Source organism: Streptomyces sp. NPDC054796 (assembly GCF_053611545.1).
In genome coordinates this window covers 105,633-124,303 of record NZ_JBSHAO010000009.1, presented here as the reverse complement: position 1 = coordinate 124,303, position 18,671 = coordinate 105,633, and the positions used below count along the sequence as shown (strand labels likewise).

General features: G+C 71.6%; 13 protein-coding genes and 1 pseudogene. 5 read left to right on the top strand and 9 right to left on the bottom strand.

Annotated features, from left to right (window positions below):
* Positions 1 to 51: 51 nt before the first annotated feature.
* From ACWGJ2_RS10395 to ACWGJ2_RS10385, 3 genes are read left to right on the top strand one after another with little or no spacing between them, the layout of a single operon-like run.
* Positions 52 to 1,203: a Gfo/Idh/MocA family protein gene (locus ACWGJ2_RS10395; protein ID WP_453345596.1), complete on the top strand. Its 1,152-nt coding sequence runs from the start codon at positions 52 to 54 to the stop codon at positions 1,201 to 1,203.
* Positions 1,200 to 2,393, top strand: a complete 1,194-nt coding sequence (locus ACWGJ2_RS10390; protein ID WP_453345595.1) for a dihydrodipicolinate synthase family protein — start codon at positions 1,200 to 1,202, stop codon at positions 2,391 to 2,393. Before ACWGJ2_RS10395 ends, ACWGJ2_RS10390 begins: the two co-directional genes overlap by 4 nt.
* The gene (locus tag ACWGJ2_RS10385; RefSeq protein ID WP_453345594.1) at positions 2,390 to 3,265 is read left to right on the top strand and encodes a sugar phosphate isomerase/epimerase family protein; all 876 of its coding nucleotides are present in this window, start codon (positions 2,390 to 2,392) and stop codon (positions 3,263 to 3,265) included. Before ACWGJ2_RS10390 ends, ACWGJ2_RS10385 begins: the two co-directional genes overlap by 4 nt.
* Before the next feature lie 271 nt (positions 3,266 to 3,536).
* Here the strand turns inward: ACWGJ2_RS10385 and rbsD are convergent, their stop codons facing one another.
* From rbsD to ACWGJ2_RS10360, 5 genes and pseudogenes are all read right to left on the bottom strand, one after another.
* Complete coding sequence (rbsD, locus tag ACWGJ2_RS10380) at positions 3,537 to 3,926, bottom strand: D-ribose pyranase (RefSeq protein ID WP_453345593.1); 390 nt, start codon at positions 3,924 to 3,926, stop codon at positions 3,537 to 3,539.
* The gene (locus ACWGJ2_RS10375; protein ID WP_453345592.1) at positions 3,923 to 4,879 is read right to left on the bottom strand and encodes a ribokinase; all 957 of its coding nucleotides are present in this window, start codon (positions 4,877 to 4,879) and stop codon (positions 3,923 to 3,925) included. Before ACWGJ2_RS10375 ends, rbsD begins: the two co-directional genes overlap by 4 nt.
* A 244-nt stretch (positions 4,880 to 5,123) precedes the next feature.
* A pseudogene (locus ACWGJ2_RS10370) lies at positions 5,124 to 7,018 on the bottom strand (ABC transporter permease/substrate-binding protein).
* Between the two features lie 151 nt (positions 7,019 to 7,169).
* The gene (locus tag ACWGJ2_RS10365; protein ID WP_453345591.1) at positions 7,170 to 8,822 is read right to left on the bottom strand and encodes a sugar ABC transporter ATP-binding protein; all 1,653 of its coding nucleotides are present in this window, start codon (positions 8,820 to 8,822) and stop codon (positions 7,170 to 7,172) included.
* Positions 8,819 to 9,835: a LacI family DNA-binding transcriptional regulator gene (locus ACWGJ2_RS10360; RefSeq protein ID WP_453345590.1), complete on the bottom strand. Its 1,017-nt coding sequence runs from the start codon at positions 9,833 to 9,835 to the stop codon at positions 8,819 to 8,821. The genes ACWGJ2_RS10365 and ACWGJ2_RS10360 overlap by 4 nt, the downstream gene beginning before the upstream one ends.
* A gap of 221 nt (positions 9,836 to 10,056) precedes the next feature.
* On the opposite strand from ACWGJ2_RS10360, the gene recD2 reads away from it, so the two are divergent.
* Both recD2 and ACWGJ2_RS10350 read left to right on the top strand, forming a co-directional pair.
* The gene (gene recD2 / locus ACWGJ2_RS10355) at positions 10,057 to 12,312 is read left to right on the top strand and encodes an SF1B family DNA helicase RecD2 (protein WP_453345589.1); all 2,256 of its coding nucleotides are present in this window, start codon (positions 10,057 to 10,059) and stop codon (positions 12,310 to 12,312) included.
* A gap of 160 nt (positions 12,313 to 12,472) precedes the next feature.
* The gene (locus ACWGJ2_RS10350; protein ID WP_453345588.1) at positions 12,473 to 13,762 is read left to right on the top strand and encodes a citrate synthase; all 1,290 of its coding nucleotides are present in this window, start codon (positions 12,473 to 12,475) and stop codon (positions 13,760 to 13,762) included.
* Positions 13,763 to 14,260: 498 nt separating this feature from the next.
* Here the strand turns inward: ACWGJ2_RS10350 and ACWGJ2_RS10345 are convergent, their stop codons facing one another.
* From ACWGJ2_RS10345 to ACWGJ2_RS10330, 4 genes are all read right to left on the bottom strand, one after another.
* On the bottom strand, positions 14,261 to 16,759 hold the full coding sequence (locus tag ACWGJ2_RS10345) for a heavy metal translocating P-type ATPase (RefSeq protein ID WP_453345587.1): 2,499 nt from the start codon (positions 16,757 to 16,759) through the stop codon (positions 14,261 to 14,263).
* 5 nt (positions 16,760 to 16,764) lie between these two features.
* Complete coding sequence (locus ACWGJ2_RS10340; protein ID WP_453345586.1) at positions 16,765 to 17,127, bottom strand: heavy-metal-associated domain-containing protein; 363 nt, start codon at positions 17,125 to 17,127, stop codon at positions 16,765 to 16,767.
* A 69-nt stretch (positions 17,128 to 17,196) separates the two neighbouring features.
* Positions 17,197 to 17,391: a helix-turn-helix transcriptional regulator gene (locus ACWGJ2_RS10335; protein ID WP_453345585.1), complete on the bottom strand. Its 195-nt coding sequence runs from the start codon at positions 17,389 to 17,391 to the stop codon at positions 17,197 to 17,199.
* Between the two features lie 196 nt (positions 17,392 to 17,587).
* The gene (locus ACWGJ2_RS10330; protein WP_453345584.1) at positions 17,588 to 18,625 is read right to left on the bottom strand and encodes a Gfo/Idh/MocA family protein; all 1,038 of its coding nucleotides are present in this window, start codon (positions 18,623 to 18,625) and stop codon (positions 17,588 to 17,590) included.
* Positions 18,626 to 18,671: the final 46 nt, after the last annotated feature.

Genomic DNA, 18,671 nt, shown 5'->3' with positions numbered 1-18,671 from the left:
CCTACGGCAGAGTCGCCAGGAGGGCGAGCGGACCGAAGGAGAAGAGCCCACGTGACACGCAAGACAGTGCGCATCGCCATGAACGGCGTGACCGGACGCATGGGATACCGCCAGCACCTGGTCCGCTCGATACTCGCCATCCGTGAGGAGGGCGGGATCGACCTCGGCGACGGCAGCGTGCTGTGGCCGGAGCCCGTCCTCGTCGGCCGCCGTGAGCAGGTGCTCAAGGCCATCGCCGAGCGGCACGGCCTCGACTCCTGGACCACCGACCTCGACGCCGTGCTCGCCGACGAGAGCATCGACGTCTACTTCGACTCCCAGGTGACCTCCGCGCGCGAAGAGGCCCTCAAGAAGGCCATCGCGGCGGGCAAGCACCTCTACACCGAGAAGCCCACGGCCACCGGGCTGGACGGCGCGCTGGAGCTGGCCAGGTCGGCGCAGGCGGCGGGCGTCAAGCACGGCGTCGTCCAGGACAAGCTGTTCCTGCCGGGCCTGCTGAAGCTCAAGCGGCTCATCGACGGCGGCTTCTTCGGCCGCATCCTGTCCGTGCGCGGCGAGTTCGGCTACTGGGTCTTCGAAGGCGACTGGCAGGAGGCGCAGCGCCCCTCCTGGAACTACCGCGCCGAGGACGGCGGCGGCATCGTCGTGGACATGTTCCCGCACTGGGAGTACGTGCTCCACGGGCTGTTCGGCCGCGTACGCACCGTGCAGGCGCACGCCGCCACCCACATCCCGCAGCGCTGGGACGAGCGGCGCAAGCCCTACGACGCCACCGCCGACGACTCCGCGTACGGCATCTTCGAGCTGGAGGGCGGCATCGTCGCCCAGATCAACTCCTCGTGGGCGGTGCGCGTCAACCGCGACGAACTCGTCGAGTTCCAGGTGGACGGCACCGAGGGCTCCGCCGTCGCGGGGCTGCGACGCTGCCGCGTACAGCACCGCTCGGCCACCCCGAAGCCCGTGTGGAACCCGGACCTGCCCGCCACCGAGACCTTCCGCGACCAGTGGCAGGAGGTGCCCGACAACGAGGAGTTCGACAACGGCTTCAAGTCCCAGTGGGAGCTGTTCCTGCGGCACGTCGCCACCGGGGCGCCCTACGACTGGGACCTGCTGGCGGGCGCGCGCGGCGTGCAGCTGGCCGAGCTGGGTCTGCGCTCCTCTACTGAGGGCCGCCGTTTCGACGTCCCGGAGCTGTCCCTGTGAGCCCGGCGCCCCTGCGCCTCCCCGGCCCCTCCGGCGAACTGCGCGACTATGTGCCCCGCGCCGAGCCCGCGCCCGCCGTGCGCGCCCCCGGCGCGGGTCCGGGGGGCGCCGCCGCGCCCCTCGTCTCGCGCACCGTCTTCTCCGCGGCGCACGTCGTCGCCGACCCCTTCGCCGACACCCACCCGGGCGGCCCGGCCGCCGTCGACTGGGACGCGACCCTCGCCTTCCGCAGGCACCTGTGGTCGCACGGCCTCGGCGTGGCCGAGGCCATGGACACCGCGCAGCGCGGCATGGGCCTGGACTGGGCGGGCGCGGCCGAGCTGATCCGGCGCTCGGCGGCCGAGGCCCGCGCCACGGGCGGACGCGTGGCCTGCGGCGTCGGCACGGACCAGCTCACGCGCCAGGACGCCGGGCTCGCGGACGTACGGGCCGCCTACGAGGAGCAGCTGGCGCTCGTCGAGGAGAGCGGCGCCCAGGCGATCCTGATGGCCTCCCGCGCCCTGGCAGCCGCCGCCAAGGGCCCCGAGGACTACCTGGAGACGTACGGGCACCTGCTGCGCCAGGCCGCCGAGCCCGTCGTCCTGCACTGGCTGGGCCCCATGTTCGACCCGGCGCTGACGGGCTACTGGGGCAGCGCGGACCTGGACGAGGCCACCGGCACCTTCTTGCGGATCATCGCCGAGCACCCCGACAAGGTCGACGGTGTGAAGGTCTCCCTGCTCGACGCGCGCCGCGAAGTGGAACTGCGCAGGCGGCTGCCCGACGGGGTGCGCTGCTACACCGGCGACGACTTCCACTACCCCGAGCTGATCGCGGGCGACGAACGCGGCTTCAGCCACGCCCTGCTGGGCATCTTCGACCCGCTCGGGCCGCTGGCGGCCGAGGCGGTGCGGACGCTGGACACGGGGGACGCGAAGGGGTTCGCCGAGCTGCTGGAGCCGACGGTTCCGCTCTCCCGGCACCTCTTCGGGGAGCCCACCCGCTACTACAAGACGGGCGTCGTCCTCCTCGCCTGGCTCGCGGGGCACCAGGACCACTTCGTGATGGTCGGGGGCCTCCAGTCGGCGCGTTCGCTGCCGCACCTGGCGCGCGCGTACGAACTGGCCGACGGGCTCGGTCTCTTCCCCGATCCTGACCTCGCGCGCGCCCGCGTCCAGCACCTTCTCGCCGTTCACGGAGTGACCCAGTGACCAGCGAAACCGGCGCCTCCGGAGCCGTCCGGTTCCCCGAGGGCGCGCTCGCGCGCTTCTCCATCAACCAGCGGACCGTCAAGCAGCTCTCCCTGCCCGAACTCGCCGAGGAGTGCGGCAGGCTGGGCATCACGGGCGTCGGCCTGTGGCGCGAGCCCGTCCAGGAGTACGGCGTCGAGAAGGCCGCGCGCCTCGTACGGGACGCCGGGCTGAAGGTGACCTCGCTGTGCCGGGGCGGCTTCTTCACCGAGAGCGACCCGGACGGGCGCCGTCGCGCCCTGGACGACAACCGCGCCGCGCTGGACGAGGCGGCCACGCTGGGGACCGGGACGCTGGTGCTCGTCTCCGGAGGGCTGCCGGAGGGGAGCCGGGACCTGGCGGGCGCGCGGGAGCGGGTCGCCGAGGCGCTGGCCGAACTGGGCCCGTACGCGCGGGAACGGGGCGTTCGGCTGGCCGTCGAGCCGCTGCACCCGATGTTCGCCTCGGACCGCTGCGTCGTCTCGACCCTGGCCCAGGCGCTCGACCTCGCGGAGCGCTTCCCCGCCGACGAGGTGGGCGTCGTCGTGGACACCTACCACCTGTGGTGGGACGACCGGGCACCCGAGCAGATCGCGCGGGCCGGCGCGGGGGGCCGCATCGCGGCCTTCCAGCTCGCCGACTGGATCACCCCGCTGCCCGAGGGCGTGCTGCTCGGACGGGGCCAGCTCGGGGACGGGTGCGTGGACCTGCGCGGGTTCCGCGAACTCGCCGACGCGGCGGGGCACGAGGGGCCCGTCGAGGTGGAGATCTTCAACGAGGACCTGTGGGCCCGCGACGGCGCGGAAGTCCTCGCGGAGACTGCCGAACGCTACGTGCGGCACGCGTTGGACTGACGTGTCGGACTGCCGGAAAAAGAAGCGGATTCCCGTGCAACCCTTTGCGGGGAACGCGAGTCATACGTGGCATCGGGACTTCTGAGGGGGGAGCTTGAGAAGTCCTGGGGGGAACGAAGGGCCCGGTCCGCGGACCGGGCCCTTCGAGTTTCCGGGGCGGCCCCCTTCGCGGGGTTCGGTTCGCTGGGGGAGGGGGCACAACCTGTGCCACCGGTCCTCAGCCGCGCGACGAAACCCCAGGGGCACCGGCAGGGCGCCACCGGCGCGTCTCCTAGAACGGGACGCCGCAGCGCAGCAGGACGTTGGCGTAAGGGCGGACCTCGCCGGTGCGGACCACCAGGCGGGCGGTGCGGGTGCGGGTCTTCAGGTCGGCGTGGGGTATCAGTTCGAGGCCGGGGAAGAGCCCGTCGAGCAGCCCCGCGGCCTCCGCGTTGCGCTCACGCACCTCGCGCGCCGCGACAGCGCCTTCCACCTCGAGCTCGTTGAGCAACCCCTCCAGCACCTCGGCGAAGGCGGGAGTCCCCGCGCGGAAGGCGAGATCGACCACGAGGGGCCCGTCGGGGATGGGCAGACCGGCGTCGCAGACCATCACCTCGTCGGTGTGCCCCAGCACGGCGAGCGCGCCGGAGAGATGACGGTTGAGAATGCCCGACTTCTTCACGCGGGGAACTCCTTCTCCAGCTCCTGGGCGTTCGGGTAGGACTCCTGCGCCCCCGCGCGGGTGACAGCGGCGGCGCCGACGCGTACGGCGAAGCGCACGGCCTCCTCCAGGCCGCTGCCCCGGCCGAGCCGCCAGCCCAGTGCGCCGGTGAACGCGTCTCCGGCGCCCGTGGTGTCCACGGCGCGCACGGCGGGGCTGGCCACCCGCACGGTCCGTACGGGGCCGTCAGGGGCCCGCTCGGCGACGAGGGCGCCGGCCGCGCCGAGGGTGATGACGACGCTGCGCGGGCCCCGCTCCAGCAGCGCTGCGGCCCACCGCTCGGGTGCGTCGTCGCTGTCGCCGTCGCCGTCGTCGCTCCGCGCGCCGTCGTCCAGCAGGTAGCGGGCCTCGTGCTCGTTGACCACCAGGGGATCGGCGGCGGCGAGCACGTCGTCGGGGAGCGGCGCGGGCGGCGAGGGGTTGAGCACGACCCGCGTACCGGTGCCCGAGGCGGCCCGTACCACGGCCGCGACCGTCTCCAAGGGGATCTCCAGTTGGAGGGAGACGACCGCGGCGGCGGCCAGCGACGCCTCGGCCGCCGCCACGTCCTCGGGCGTGAGCCGCGCGTTGGCGCCCGGCGAGACGACGATGCTGTTGTCGCCCGCCGGGTCCACCGTGATGAGGGCGACGCCTGTGGGCGCACCGCCCACCAGCAGCGTGGAGGTGTCGGTGCCCGCTTCGCGCTGCGCTTCGCGCAGCATCCGCCCGTGCGCGTCGTCGCCGACGCGCGCCAGCAGCCCCGTGCGGGCGCCGAGCCGGGCGGCTGCCGCCGCCTGGTTGGCGCCCTTGCCGCCCGGGCTGGTGACGAGGTCCGTGCCGAGCACGGTCTCGCCCGCGGCCGGGCGGCGCTCCACACCGATCACCAGGTCGGCGTTGGCCGAGCCCACGACGAGCAGGTCGTAGCCGCTGTCCATCCGGTGCGTCCTCTCGTGCCGGTTCTCGTGCCGGTTCTCATGCCGAGCGTAGGGCGTGTGGTGCTCACGGGGCGTGGGATGCCGCACGGGGCCCGGTCCGCGCGTCCCGCAGACGTGCGGGTGCTGCGGGGCGTGTGTCCCGGGGCCGTGCGGCGGGGGTGTCGCGGGCCTTCCGTCCGGTGCGGGGCTTCCGGTACGGGCGCGCGGGTACGTCGCGTCCGCCAGGGGCGGTCGCGCGCACCGGTCAGGAGGAGAACTGGTCGACGTTCTTCTCGTCGACGACCTTGACCGGCACCTTGATGACCTCGTCGACGCTGTCGCCCTTGGCGAGGCGCAGGGCGTTGCGCACGGCCATCTTGCCCAGCTCGTCGGGCTGCTGCGCGACGGTGACGGTCATCGTGCCCTTCTCGACGGCCTTGAGCCCGTCCGGGGTCCCGTCGAAGCCGACGACCTTCACGGACTTGCCCGCCCTGCTGCCCAGGGCCTTGATGGCGCCGAGGGCCATCTCGTCGTTCTCGGCGAAGATGCCGGTGATGTCCGGGTTGGACTGGAGCAGGTTGGTGGTGACGTCCAGGCCTTTGGCGCGGTCGAAGTTCGCGGGCTGCTTGGCGGCGATCTTGATGCCCGGGTACTTCTTGATGCCCTCTTCGAAGCCCTTGCCGCGCTCGCGGGATGCCGAGGTGCCGGAGATGCCGCGCAGCACCAGGATGCTGCCCTTGCCGTCGAGCTGCTCGGCCAGCGCCTTCGCGGCGAGCTTGCCGCCCTCGACGTTGTCCGAGGCGACGGTGGTCTTCACCTTCGCGCCGTTCACGCCGCGGTCGGCGGCGACGACGGGGATGTCCGCGTTGCCCGCGGCCTTCACGGAGGGGCCCGCGGCGTCGGAGTCCACCGGGTTGATGATGATCGACTTCACGTTCTGCGAGGTGAAGTTCTGCACCTGGTTGGCCTGCTGGGAGGCGTCGTCCTGGGCGTCCTGGACGTTGAGCTGCGCTCCCTCGGACTTGGCCTCGGACTCCGCGCCCTTCTTCATCTCGACGAAGAAGGGGTTGTTCAGGGTGGATATCGCGAGTCCGAGTTTCACGGACTCCTTCCCGCCGGAGTCGGCGGATCCCGACCCGCACGCGGTCGACGTGAGGGCCAACGCCGCGACGATCATCGCGGCGGACGTGCTCGATCTCTTGCTCATTTCCTGCATTCCTTGCAGTCGGTGGCAGTTAAAACGAACGACGTGCTGTTCCCCGTAGCATCCCCGTAGCAATGGGATCATGTACGGCGACGCAGTGTATCCAGAAGTACGGCAAGTGCAATGACGGCTCCGATAACCACCTGCTGCCAGAAAGCGGAGACGTCCAGAAGGTTGAGGCCATTGCGCAGAACGGCCAGGATGAGTGCGCCGATCAGCGTTCCGGAAGCCTTGCCGACGCCCCCGGAGAGGCTCGCTCCGCCGATCACCACGGCCGCGATGGCGTCGAGTTCGTAGCCCATGGCGGCCTGCGGCTGCGCGGAGACCAGCCGGGAGGCGAGGACGATGCCCGCGACGGCGGCGAAGGCGCCCGACAGCCCGTAGATGACCAGTTTCTGGCGGCGCACCCGGATGCCCGAGAGCCGTGCCGCCTCCTCGTTGCCGCCGATCGCGTACATCGCGCGTCCGCTGTAGGTGCGGGCCAGTACGAGTGCCGCGATGCCGCCCATCACGAGCATCACCAGGACGGGCACGGGCAGCCAGCCGCCCAGGGTCTCGCCGACCGAGGCCATCGCGTCCGGGAACGCGAGCGGGGTGCCCTGCGAGGTGACGAGTGCCAGGCCGCGCGCGGCCGAGAGCATCGCCAGGGTGGCGATGAACGGGGGGAGCTTCCCGTATGCGATCAGCACACCGTTGAGCAGCCCGCAGGCGACGCCGGTGGCGAGCGAGATCACCACCGCGAGCCAGACGGGCATCGACTGGTCCGTCGCCGTCCAGGCCAGCATGATCGCGGAGAACGCGGCCACGGAACCGACCGACAGGTCGATGCCCCCGGAGACGATGACGTAGGTGACGCCGAACGCGAGGATCGCGGTGACGGCGGCCTGGACGCCGACGTTCAGCAGGTTCTGGGTGCTGAGGAAGTCGCCCGACAGCAGCGTCATCACGACGATCATCACGACCAGGGCGCTGAGCGCCCCGTTGTCGAGCAGCACCCTGCGCAGCACGGGCGGCAGCCCCTGTCCGGGCCCTCCGGGACGCTGCTTGCCGAGGCGGTGCCCCTGGCGTCCCTGGTGTCCATGGCCGGGGCCGCCGCTGCTCTGGGTTTCAGTGGCCACGGGAGCCCTTCCTCTCGGTCTTGCCTGGTGCGTGGGGGGTGCCTGGTGCGGAGGCCCCTCGGCGGGGCCCGTGCCGCTGTCCCGGCGGCGCTCCGGGGGTGGCGGTGCCGACGGCCAGCCGCATCACGTCGTCCTGCGTGGCCCGGTCCGCCGTGAGCTCGCCCGCGATGCGGCCCTGGGACATCACGAGGACGCGGTCGCTCATGCCCAGCACCTCGGGGAGGTCGCTGGAGATCATCAGCACCGCGTGTCCCGAGGCGGTGAGTTCGTTGACGAGTTCGTAGATCTCGACCTTCGCGCCGACGTCGATGCCGCGCGTCGGCTCGTCCAGGATCAGCAGCTTGCTCCTGCCCAGCAGCCACTTGCCGATGACGACCTTCTGCTGGTTGCCGCCCGAGAGGGTGCGCACGTGCTGGTCGATGGAGGTCATCCGGACGCCGAGCCGCTCCGCGATGCCGGTGGCGGCGCGCCGCTGCCCGGAGACGTCCACGAGGCCGCCCCGGGTGGCGCCGCGCAGGGTGACCAGGCCCAGGTTCTCCTGTACGGAGGCGTCCAGCAGCAGGCCCTGGCCCTTGCGGTCCTCGGGGACGAGCCCGATGCCCGCCGCCATGGCCGCGCTCACGTCGCCGCGCGGCAGCTTCCGCCCCAGCACCTCCACGGTGCCGGAGTCGTAGCCGTCGGCGCCGAAGACCGCGCGCGCCACTTCCGTACGCCCAGAGCCCACCAGGCCCGCGAGCCCCACGACCTCGCCCGCGCGGACCTCGAAGCCCACGCCGTCGAACGTCCCGGCACGCGAGAGCCCCGAGACGCGCAGCAGCGGCGGGCCCTGGGTGCCGGTGGCAGTGCCCGTCGCGGTCCCGGTGACGCGCGGGTACTGCTGTTCGATGCTGCGGCCCACCATCAGCCGCACCAGGTCGTCGCGCGGGGTGTCCGCCGCGACCTGGCCGACGCTGCGGCCGTCGCGCAGCACGGTGACGCGGTCGCCGAGGGCCGCGATCTCCTCCAGGTGGTGGGTGATGAAGACGACGCCGACGCCGTCGGCGCGCAGCCCGCGCACGATCTCGAAGAGCCGCTCCACCTCGTCGGCGGTCAGCGCCGCCGTGGGCTCGTCCATGATCAGGACGCGTGCCCGCAGGCTGAGCGCCTTGGCGATCTCCACCATCTGGCGCCTGGCGATGCCCAGTTCGCGCACGGGCGTGCCCGGCGGGACGTTCACGCCGACGCGGTGCAGCAGTTCGGCCGCGTCGGCCTCCATGCGCTTGCGGTCGATGAGGCCGAAGCGGCGCGGCTGCCGTCCCAGGTAGATGTTCTCCGCGACCGTCAGATGCGGTACGAGGTTGAACTCCTGGTGGATGGTGGCGATGCCGAGCCGTTCGGCGTCCTCGGCGCCGTGCACGCGCACGGGTGCGCCCTCGCGCAGTACCCGGCCCGCGTCGGGCTGGTACATCCCCGAGAGGATCTTGATGAGGGTGCTCTTGCCCGCGCCGTTCTCGCCGAGCAGGACGTGCACCTCTCCGGCCCGCAGGTCGAAGTCCACCCCGTCCAGGGCGACGACGCCGGGAAAGGTCTTGCGTATGCCCTCGGTGCGCAGCAGCTCCGGATGACGGTTGCCGCCCGGCGGGGGCCGGTCGTGGGAAGTCAACGTCTGTTCCCTTCGTTCCTTTCGTCCTCGCCGCAGGAACGGCGCGCTATGAGACGCGCGGAGAGCGTGACGGACCCGGCGTCCCTGCCCTCCACGAGATCGGTGAGTGCGTGCACGGCCCGGTGGCCGAGCTCGGTGGTGGGCTGCGCGATGGCGGTGATGGGCGGGTCGGTGTGCAGGAACCACGGGATGTCGTCGAAGGCGGCCAGCGCCATGTCGTCGGGAACCCGCAGGCCCCGGGCGCGCAGTTCGTCCATGGCGCCCAGTGCCATCAGGTTGTCGGTGGCGAAGACCGCCTCCGGCGGCTCCGGGAGTTCCAGGAAGGCGGCGGTGGCCCGGCGTCCGCTCTCCGTCTGGAAGTCGCCCTTGCCGATGTACGCGTCGGGCAGCGGCAGCCCGTGCGCGGCCAGCGCGGCGCGGAAGGCGGCGACGCGCTCGTTGCCTGTGGTGGTCGTCTCGGGCCCGGCGATGACCGCGAGGCGGCGGTGGCCGAGCGCGTGCAGGTGCGCGACGAGATCGCGGACGGCGCCGTGCCCGTCCGCGTGCACCACGGGCACGTCGATGCCCGCGATCCAGCGGTCGACGAAGACCATGGGGACGCTGGCGCGGGCCGACTCCAGCATGGGGGCCGAGCCGCCGTCGGTGGGCGAGACGAGCAGGCCGTCGATGCGGTGTTCCAGCAGGGTGCGGACGTAGTGGTCCTGGAGGTCGGGGCGCTCGTCGGCGTTGCCGATGACGACGCTGTAGCCGCGGGAGCGCGCCGCGTCCTCGACCGCTCGGGCCAGCTCGGTGAAGAACGGGTTGAGCACGTCGCTGATGACGAGCCCGAGGGTGCGGGTCTGGTGGGTGCGTAAGGACCGCGCTACCGCGTTGGGGCGGTAGCCGAGTTCGGCGACGGCCGAGAGCACGAGGGCGCGGGTCGCGGGGCGCACGGTCGGATGCCCGTTGAGCACGCGGGAGACCGTCGCGACGGAGACGCCAGCGTGTGACGCCACGTCCTTGATGCCCGCCATCGCCGTGCCCCGCCCCCGCTCCGGTCTCGCCGCTCGCCGCTTGCCGGGAGCCTTGGGGCGCCCGGATGGAAACGTTTACATCCGGGCCATCACAAGGGATGCGACGGGCGGGCGCAAGGGGTCTACACCAGATCGTGACCATGCCAATGGCATGGATCGCGCGGCGCTGAGTTATCCACAGGGCTGCCGCGATGTCGGTGGGCGGCGTTACCGTCTGTGACATGTCGTCGTTCCAGCCCGCCGTCCTTGAGGCCGTCCTCGAACGCATCACGTATGCCAACGAGGACAATGGCTACACCGTGGCCCGTGTCGACACCGGTCGCGGTGGCGAACTGCTCACGGTGGTCGGCGCGTTGCTCGGCGCGCAGGTGGGCGAGTCGCTGCGGATGGAGGGCCGCTGGGGCTCCCACCCGCAGTACGGGCGCCAGTTCACCGTGGAGAACTACACGACGGTGCTCCCCGCCACCGTCCAGGGCATCCGCCGCTATCTCGGCTCGGGCCTGATCAAGGGCATCGGACCGAAGACGGCCGAGCGCATCGTCGATCACTTCGGGACGGACACCCTCGATGTCATCGAGGCCGACGCACAGCAGCTCATCCAGGTCCCCGGGCTGGGTCCCAAGCGGACCAAGAAGATCGCGGCGGCCTGGGAGGAGCAGAAGGCCATCAAGGAGGTGATGGTCTTCCTCCAGGGAGTCGGCGTCTCCACCTCCATCGCCGTGCGGATCTACAAGAAGTACGGCGATGCCTCCATCTCCGTCGTCAAGAACCAGCCCTACCGCCTCGCTGCCGACGTGTGGGGCATCGGCTTCCTCACCGCCGACCGCATCGCCCAGGCCGTCGGCATCCCCCACGACAGCCCGGAGCGCGTCAAGGCGGGCATGCAGTACGCGCTGTCCCAGTCCACGGACCAGGGCCACTGCTATCTCCCCGAGGAGGAGCTGATCTCGGACTCGGTGAAGCTGCTCCAGGTGGACACGGGCCTGGTGATCGACTGCCTGGCCGAGCTGGCAGCCGAGGAGGAGGGGGTCGTGCGCGAGACGGTCCCCGGGGAGGACGGGCAGCCGCGCACCGCCGTCTATCTGGTGCCCTTCCACCGGGCCGAGCTGTCCCTGTCGGGCCAGTTGCTGAGGCTGCTGCGCACCGAAGAGGACCGGCTGCCCGCCTTCGGGGACGTGGACTGGGAGGCGGCGCTGGGCTGGCTGGCCACGCGCACAGGGGCCGAGCTGGCGCCCGAGCAGCGCGAGGCCGTGCGCCTGGCGCTGACGGAGAAGGTCGCCGTCCTCACGGGCGGCCCCGGCTGCGGCAAGTCCTTCACCGTCCGCTCGGTGGTGGAGCTGGCGCGGGCCAAGAAGGCGAAGGTGGTGCTGGCGGCGCCCACCGGACGGGCCGCCAAGCGGCTCTCGGAGCTGACGGGCGTGGAGGCGTCCACCGTCCACAGGCTGCTGGAGCTGAAGCCGGGCGGGGACGCCGCGTACGACAGGGAGCGGCCCCTCGAAGCGGATCTCGTCGTCGTGGACGAGGCGTCCATGCTCGATCTCCTCCTGGCGAACAAGCTGGTCAAGGCCGTGCCGCCCGGCGCCCATCTGCTCCTGGTGGGCGATGTGGACCAGTTGCCGTCGGTCGGTGCGGGGGAGGTGCTGCGGGATCTGCTCGCCGAGGAGGGTCCGGTGCCCTCGGTCCGGCTGAAGCGCATCTTCCGGCAGGCGCAGCAGTCGGGGGTGGTGACGAATGCGCACCGCATCAATTCCGGCACCCCGCCCGTCACCCAGGGAATGAGTGACTTCTTCCTCTTCGTCGAGGACGACACGGAGGAGGCCGGGAAGCTGACGGTGGACGTCGTCGCGCGCCGCATCCCCGCCCGCTTCGGCCTCGATCCGCGCCGGGACGTCCAGGTGCTGGCCCCCATGCACCGTGGCCCGGCGGGCGCCGGCACGCTCAACGGGCTGCTCCAGCAGGCGGTGACCCCGGCCCGCCCCGATCTGCCGGAGAAGCGCTTCGGCGGCCGTGTCTTCCGCGTCGGAGACAAGGTCACCCAGATCCGCAACAACTACGACAAGGGGGCCAACGGAGTCTTCAACGGCACCGTCGGCGTCGTCACCGCCATGCACCTGGACGATCAGCGGCTCACCGTCCGCACGGACGAGGACGAAGAGGTGGAGTACGACTTCGACGAACTGGACGAGCTGTCCCACGCCTATGCCGTCACCATCCACAGATCGCAGGGCAGCGAGTATCCGGCGGTGGTGATTCCCGTCACCACGGGTGCCTGGATGATGCTCCAGCGCAATCTGCTCTATACGGCCGTGACCAGGGCAAAGCGCCTGGTGGTCCTGGTGGGCTCGCGGAGGGCGATCGGGCAGGCGGTGCGCACCGTCTCGGCGGGTCGGCGCTGCACCGCGCTGGCTCACCGGCTCAGCGGGGCGCTGAGACCGCCGGTGCCCTCCGGCGGGGGCGAGAGCGGTTTCGGGGGGTGACCGCCGCTGGTTCCAGGGTGCAGGATGTTCAAAGAAAGGCACTGCGTGCCACATAGGAGCCCTTTGGCCGACCCCGAGTGCACCGCACAGCACTGAATGGGGGAAAGTGGAGAGAGTCAGGGCACCTCGAAGAAGAGGCACTACGTCGGTGAGGGATGACGTGAGCGACAACTCTGTAGTACTTCGGTACGGGGACGGCGAGTACAGCTACCCGGTCGTGGACAGCACGGTCGGAGACCGTGGTTTCGACATCGGGAAGCTGAGGGCCGAGACCGGTCTGGTGACCCTGGATTCGGGCTATGGCAACACCGCCGCGTACAAATCCGCCATCACCTATCTCGACGGTGAGAATGGCATCCTGCGCTACCGCGGCTACCCGATCGAGCAGCTGGCCGAGCGCGGCACCTTCCTGGAGACCGGCTATCTGCTGATCAACGGTGAGCTGCCCACCGTCGACCAGCTGGCGGGCTTCAAGAACGAGATCACGCAGCACACCCTGCTGCACGAGGACGTCAAGCGGTTCTACGACGGCTTCCCGCGTGACGCCCACCCGATGGCGATGCTCTCCTCGGTCGTCAGTGCACTGTCGACCTTCTACCAGGACAGCCACAACCCGTTCGACGAGGAGCAGCGCCACCTCTCGACGATCCGGCTGCTGGCCAAGCTTCCGACGATCGCGGCCTACGCCTACAAGAAGGCCATGGGCCACCCGGTCGTCTACCCGCGCAACGACCTCGGTTACGTCGAGAACTTCCTGCGGATGACGTTCTCCGTCCCGGCCGCCGAGTACGACCTCGACCCGGTCGTGGTGAACGCGCTCGACAAGCTCCTGATCCTCCACGCGGACCACGAGCAGAACTGTTCGACGTCGACGGTCCGCCTCGTCGGGTCCTCGCAGGCCAACATGTTCGCCTCCATCTCGGCGGGCATCAACGCGCTGTGGGGCCCCCTGCACGGCGGCGCCAACCAGAGCGTTCTGGAGATGCTCCAGGGCATCCAGGCCGCGGGCGGCGATGTCGACACCTTCATCCGCAAGGTGAAGAACAAGGAAGACGGCGTGAAGCTGATGGGCTTCGGTCACCGCGTCTACAAGAACTTCGACCCGCGGGCGAAGATCATCAAGGCCGCGGCGCACGATGTCCTCTCCGCCCTGGGTAAGAGCGACGAGCTGCTCGACATCGCCCTCCGGCTGGAGGAGCACGCTCTGAGCGACGACTACTTCGTGGAGCGCAAGCTCTACCCGAACGTCGACTTCTACACCGGTCTGATCTACCGGGCCATGGGCTTCCCGACCAGCATGTTCACCGTGCTGTTCGCGCTGGGCCGCCTCCCCGGCTGGATCGCCCAGTGGCACGAGATGATCAAGGAGCCCGGCTCCCGCATCGGCCGTCCGCGCCAGATCTACACGGGCGTCGTCGAGCGTGAGTACGTCCCGGTCGAGTCGCGCTGACGCTTCCCCGGGGCGCCCGCACGCATCCCCGGGACCCTCGGAAGGCCCCGGTCCAAGCGGACCGGGGCTCTTCTTTTGTGGAGATCTGTGAAGAGATTTAGATCACAGAGATTGGGGGGTAACCATTGCGGAGGGTCGAAGGTCTAACAGGGTGGCGATGGCCTCCCGGCGGAGCCTTCTGCCACCGCACCGAGCACGTCTTTGGGGGACGGGCCCGGTGATGCAACAGGGGTGAAGCGTGCAGCACGGGGAGCTTTGAGCGGCCCTCCCGACCCGTACGTGCAGCCAGCAAGCGCCCGGCCAGGATCCCGTGGGGGGAATCCGTGACCGGGAAACGGAACGCCCCGTCGACAGGCCCGTGGGGGGACCTGCTCGACGGGGCGTTTTCGTCATATGGCGTGACGTCGTGACCTTTGTGTGAAGAGACTTCACGGGAAGGTCTCCCGCGCCGAGGGGGCTCCGGTACCGGAAGGTCTCCGGCGCATCGGCCGTGTCGGCTCAGCGGAAGCGGCGCAGGCGGAGGCTGTTCGTCACCACGAAGACCGAGGAGAAGGCCATCGCGGCCCCCGCGATCATCGGGTTCAGCAGTCCGGCGGCGGCCAGCGGCAGCGCGGCGACGTTGTAGCCGAACGCCCAGACGAGGTTGCCCTTGATGGTGGCCAGCGTCTTCCGGGAGAGGCGGATGGCGTCGGCGGCGACCCGCAGATCGCCCCGTACGAGCGTGAGGTCGCCCGCCTCGATCGCGGCGTCCGTGCCCGTGCCCATGGCCAGGCCCAGATCGGCCGTGGCCAGCGCCGCCGCGTCGTTGACGCCGTCGCCGACCATGGCGACGGTGCGGCCCTCGCGCTGGAGCCCGCGCACCCGCTCGACCTTCTCCTCGGGCAGCACCCCCGCGATGACCAGGCCGTCCGTGGCGCCGGGCCCGTCGCTCGGCCCGGAGCCCTTCGGCCCGGAGCTCTCCTGTCCGTAGCCCTCCTGGGAGTCCGAGTCCTCGACGATGCCGACCTCGCGGGCTACCGCCTCGGCCACCGCGCGGTTGTCGCCGGTCAGCAGCACGGGGGCCAGGCCCAGTGACCGCAGTGCGCGCACGGCCTCGGCGCTCGTCTCCTTCACGGAGTCGGCCACGGTCAGCACGCCGCGCACCTCCCCGTCCCAGCTCACAGCCACGGCCGTGCGCCCCTCGGCCTCGGCCGCCCGAGCGGAGGCGGCCAGCCTCGGCGGAAGCTCCCCCTCCGGGCGCCCGACCCGTACGCTCCGGCCCTCCACCACGCCGCGCACGCCGACACCGGCGAGGTTCTCGAACCGCTCGGGCACGGGCAGCGCGCCAGCGCCCGTGCCAGTACCCGAACCCGAACCCGAGCCCGAACCTGTCCGTGCGCGGGCGCCCTCGGCGACGGCGCGCGCGACCGGATGCTCGGATGCGGCCTCCAGCGCGCCCGCGAGCCGCAGCAGCTCCGCCTCGTCCACGCCGTCCCCGGCGAAGACGTCCCGGAGCGCCATGTGCCCGGTGGTCACCGTGCCCGTCTTGTCCAGGACGACGGTGTCCACGCGCCGCGTCGACTCCAGCACCTCGGGGCCCTTGATGAGGATGCCGAGCTGCGCCCCGCGCCCCGTGCCCACCATCAGGGCCGTGGGCGTGGCCAGGCCCAGCGCGCACGGGCAGGCGATGATCAGTACGGCGACGGCGGCCGTGAACGCGGCCGTGATGTCGCTCGTCGCCAGCAGCCAGCACACCAGCGTGCCCAGCGCCAGCAGCAGGACCACGGGCACGAAGACGGCCGAGACGCGGTCGGCGAGCCGCTGCACCTCCGCCTTGCCGCTCTGTGCGTCCTCCACCAGCCGCGCCATCCGGGCGAGCTGCGTGTCGGAGCCGACGCGGGTGGCCTCCACCACCAGCCGCCCCGCCGTGTTCACCGTCGCGCCCGTCACCGGATCGCCCGCGCCGACGTCCACCGGCACCGACTCACCGGTCAGCATCGACGTGTCCAGCGCCGAGGAGCCCTCCACGACGGTGCCGTCAGTGGCGACGGTCTCGCCCGGCCGTACGACGAAGTGGTCGCCCACGGCCAGCCGCTCCACCGGGATCCGGGTTTCGGTGCCCCCGCGCAGCACGGCCACGTCCTTCGCGCCGAGCCGCATCAGGGCGCGCAGCGCGGCGCCCGCGCTGCGCTTGGAGCGGGTCTCCAGATAGCGGCCCAGCAGGATGAAGACGGTGACGCCCGCCGCGACTTCGAGATAGATCGCCGACGCGCCCTCGCCCGGCTCCGCGGTCAGCGAGAAGGGGTGCCGCATCCCCGGCATCCCGGCCTCCCCGAAGAACAGCGCCCACAGGGACCAGCCGAAGGCGGCCAGCGTCCCGACCGAGATCAGGGTGTCCATCGTCGCGGCGCCGTGCCGCAGGTTCGTCCAGGTGGCGCGGTGGAAGGGCAGTCCGCCCCACACGACCACGGGCGCGGCGAGGGTGAGCGAGAGCCACTGCCAGTTGTCGAACTGGAGGGCCGGGACCATCGCCATCAGCACGACGGGCACGGACAGGGCGAGCGTGACGAACAGGCGCTGACGCAGCCCGGCCAGCTCCCGCGCGCCCGCGCCTCCGTCCCCGCCCTCGCTTCCGCCGTCGTCCCGCGCGTCCGTCCGCGCGTCCGTCCGCGCGTCCGTCCGCGCGTCGGTCCGTGCGGGTTCCGTGGCCTCCGCCGCCGGAGCGGGCGGCGGGGGCTGGGGAGGAGGCGGCGGCTCGGCGCTGTACCCGGTGCGCCGCACCGTGGCGATCAGGTCGTCGACGGAGACCCCCTCGCCGTACGTCACCCTCGCCTTCTCCGTCGCGTAGTTGACGGTGGCGGTGACGCCCTCCATCCGGTTCAGCTTCTTCTCGACGCGCGCGGCGCAGGACGCGCACGTCATCCCGCCGATGGCCAGCTCGACGCGGGTGGGGTCAGGGCCGGTCCCGGAACCGGTCCCGGCCTCGGGGGAGGAGGGGGTGTCGGTGGTGCCGCGCATGGTGGTTACGCGCGCCCCGTCAGCTCGTAGCCCGCCTCGTCGACGGCGGCGCGCACGGCCTCGTCGTCCAGCTCAGCGGTGGAGACGACGGTGACCTCGCCCGTGGAGGCGACGGCCTTGACCGAGGAGACGCCCTCGATCTCGGAGACCTCCTCGGAGACCGCGCCCTCGCAGTGGCCGCAGGTCATGCCGGAGACCTTGTAGACGGTGGTGACGTTGCTCATGGGGTTCTCCTGACGCTCGTGCTTCGCTTCTGTACCGCTACTGCCAGAGTATACCCCCCCTAGGTATGAAGTGCGGGCGGGTGCGGGCAGGTGCGAGTGAGCGCGGGCGAGGCGGAACCGCGGACGGCCCCGGCCGCCTCTCATCGGGAGAGGCGGCCGGGGCCGTTCCGTAAGGGGGTCTAAGGGGGTCGGGGGTGTGCGGTGCGGTGTGTGTCAGCGTCCTCCGCGGTGTCCGGGGCGTCTCGTGACCCATTCGCGGATGGTGTCCGCGAACCAGTACGGCTTACCGCCCTCCACCAGGTCGGGTTGTGGCAGCAGGCCGTGCTTCCGGTAAGAGCGCACGGTGTCCGGCTGGACGCTGATGTGCGCGGCGATTTCCTTGTACGACCAGAGCCGTCGGTCGGCCATCTACTCGGCACCTCCCACAGGGGTGGCTGTTGATCACTCACCCTGTGCCCGGTGAACGACGCTGCGTGACATCCGGGCCGTGCCTGTAGAGCGTCTGTGACGCGGAACCGGTGTAACGGTGACGCTCGTGACGGGACCCCGACGCCCGTTCCCGTACGCGGACACCGGCGCGCCCCTCCCGAGCGGGCCGGAGGCGTCAGGCGTAGAAGGCCGGGCGCTCGATCATCGTGACCTCGGTGCGCTGCCCGGTGGCCTGCGCCCGCACGCCCGCCTCGCACACGGCGGCAGCCGCGTAACCGTCCCAGGCGGTGGGCCCGGTGGTCTCGCCTCGGCGGGTGGCATCGGCCCAGTGCCGCACCTCGCGGTCGTACGCCTCCTCGAAGCGCGTGACGTAGTCCTGGTCGATCTCGCCGCCCCAGCGCCCCGCCGCGCTGGTGAGCACCCCGCCGCCCCCGCTGCCCCCGCCGCCCTCGCCGATCCGGGCCGTGCCGCGCTCGCACACGGCCTCCGCCTGCACCTGGTAGCCGAAGCCGCCGGCCGCGAAGATCTCGACGTCGACGAGCGCGCCGCCCGCGGTCTCGAACAGCACCAGTTGCGGGTCGCTCAGGACGCGCGGCGAGAGCGAGGAGCGGGCCGGCTTCAGCACCGTGACGGCGGTGATCTCCTGCTCCAGCAGCCAGCGCGCGCTGTCCATCTCGTGCACGACGGAGTCGGTGATGAGCATCTCGTCGGTGAAGTAGTCGTGCACGGAGACGTTGCGGTGGCGGCAGTGCAGCAGCAGCGTCCGGCCCAGTTCGCCGCCCGCCAGCACCCTTTTGAGCCGCGTGTGTTCGGGGTCGAACCGGCGCATGAAGCCCACCTGGATGCGCCGGTGCCCGAGCCGTTGCTCGGCCTCCAGTACGCGCAGCGCGCTCTCGGCATCGGGGGTCAGCGGCTTCTCGCACAGGACGGGCAGGTCACGTGCGAGCGCGTCGAGCAGGGTGGCCTCGTGTGCGGGGCCCGGCGAGGCGATGATCAGCGCGTCGACGGCCGGGTCGTCCATGGCGGCGGCCGGGTCGGTGTAGGCGGTGCAGCCGTCGATGCCGTCGGCCAGATGCGCGGCGCGGGCCTCGTCGATGTCCACGACGGCGGTGACCCGGGCGCCGCTGATCAGGTCGCGGACGCGGCGCACGTGGTCGGCGCCCATCTTGCCGGTGCCGATCACGGCTATGCCCAGTGATGGGTGGTGACTCATGTCGTCCCTCGGCTCGGAGAGGTACGGGCGGGGGAGGGGAGGTGGG

Bases quoted from the DNA above. Each gene is read 5' to 3' on its own strand.
- ACWGJ2_RS10375 (WP_453345592.1), bottom strand. From the start codon at position 4,879: ATGGACAGCGGCTACGACCTGCTCGTCGTGGGCTCGGCCAACGCCGAC.
- ACWGJ2_RS10360 (WP_453345590.1), bottom strand. From the start codon at position 9,835: ATGGCGGGCATCAAGGACGTGGCGTCACACGCTGGCGTCTCCGTCGCG.
- recD2 (WP_453345589.1), top strand. From the start codon at position 10,057: ATGTCGTCGTTCCAGCCCGCCGTCCTTGAGGCCGTCCTCGAACGCATC.
- ACWGJ2_RS10345 (WP_453345587.1), bottom strand. From the start codon at position 16,759: ATGCGCGGCACCACCGACACCCCCTCCTCCCCCGAGGCCGGGACCGGT.
- ACWGJ2_RS10340 (WP_453345586.1), bottom strand. From the start codon at position 17,127: ATGAGAGGCGGCCGGGGCCGTCCGCGGTTCCGCCTCGCCCGCGCTCAC.
- ACWGJ2_RS10335 (WP_453345585.1), bottom strand. From the start codon at position 17,391: ATGGCCGACCGACGGCTCTGGTCGTACAAGGAAATCGCCGCGCACATC.
- ACWGJ2_RS10330 (WP_453345584.1), bottom strand. From the start codon at position 18,625: ATGAGTCACCACCCATCACTGGGCATAGCCGTGATCGGCACCGGCAAG.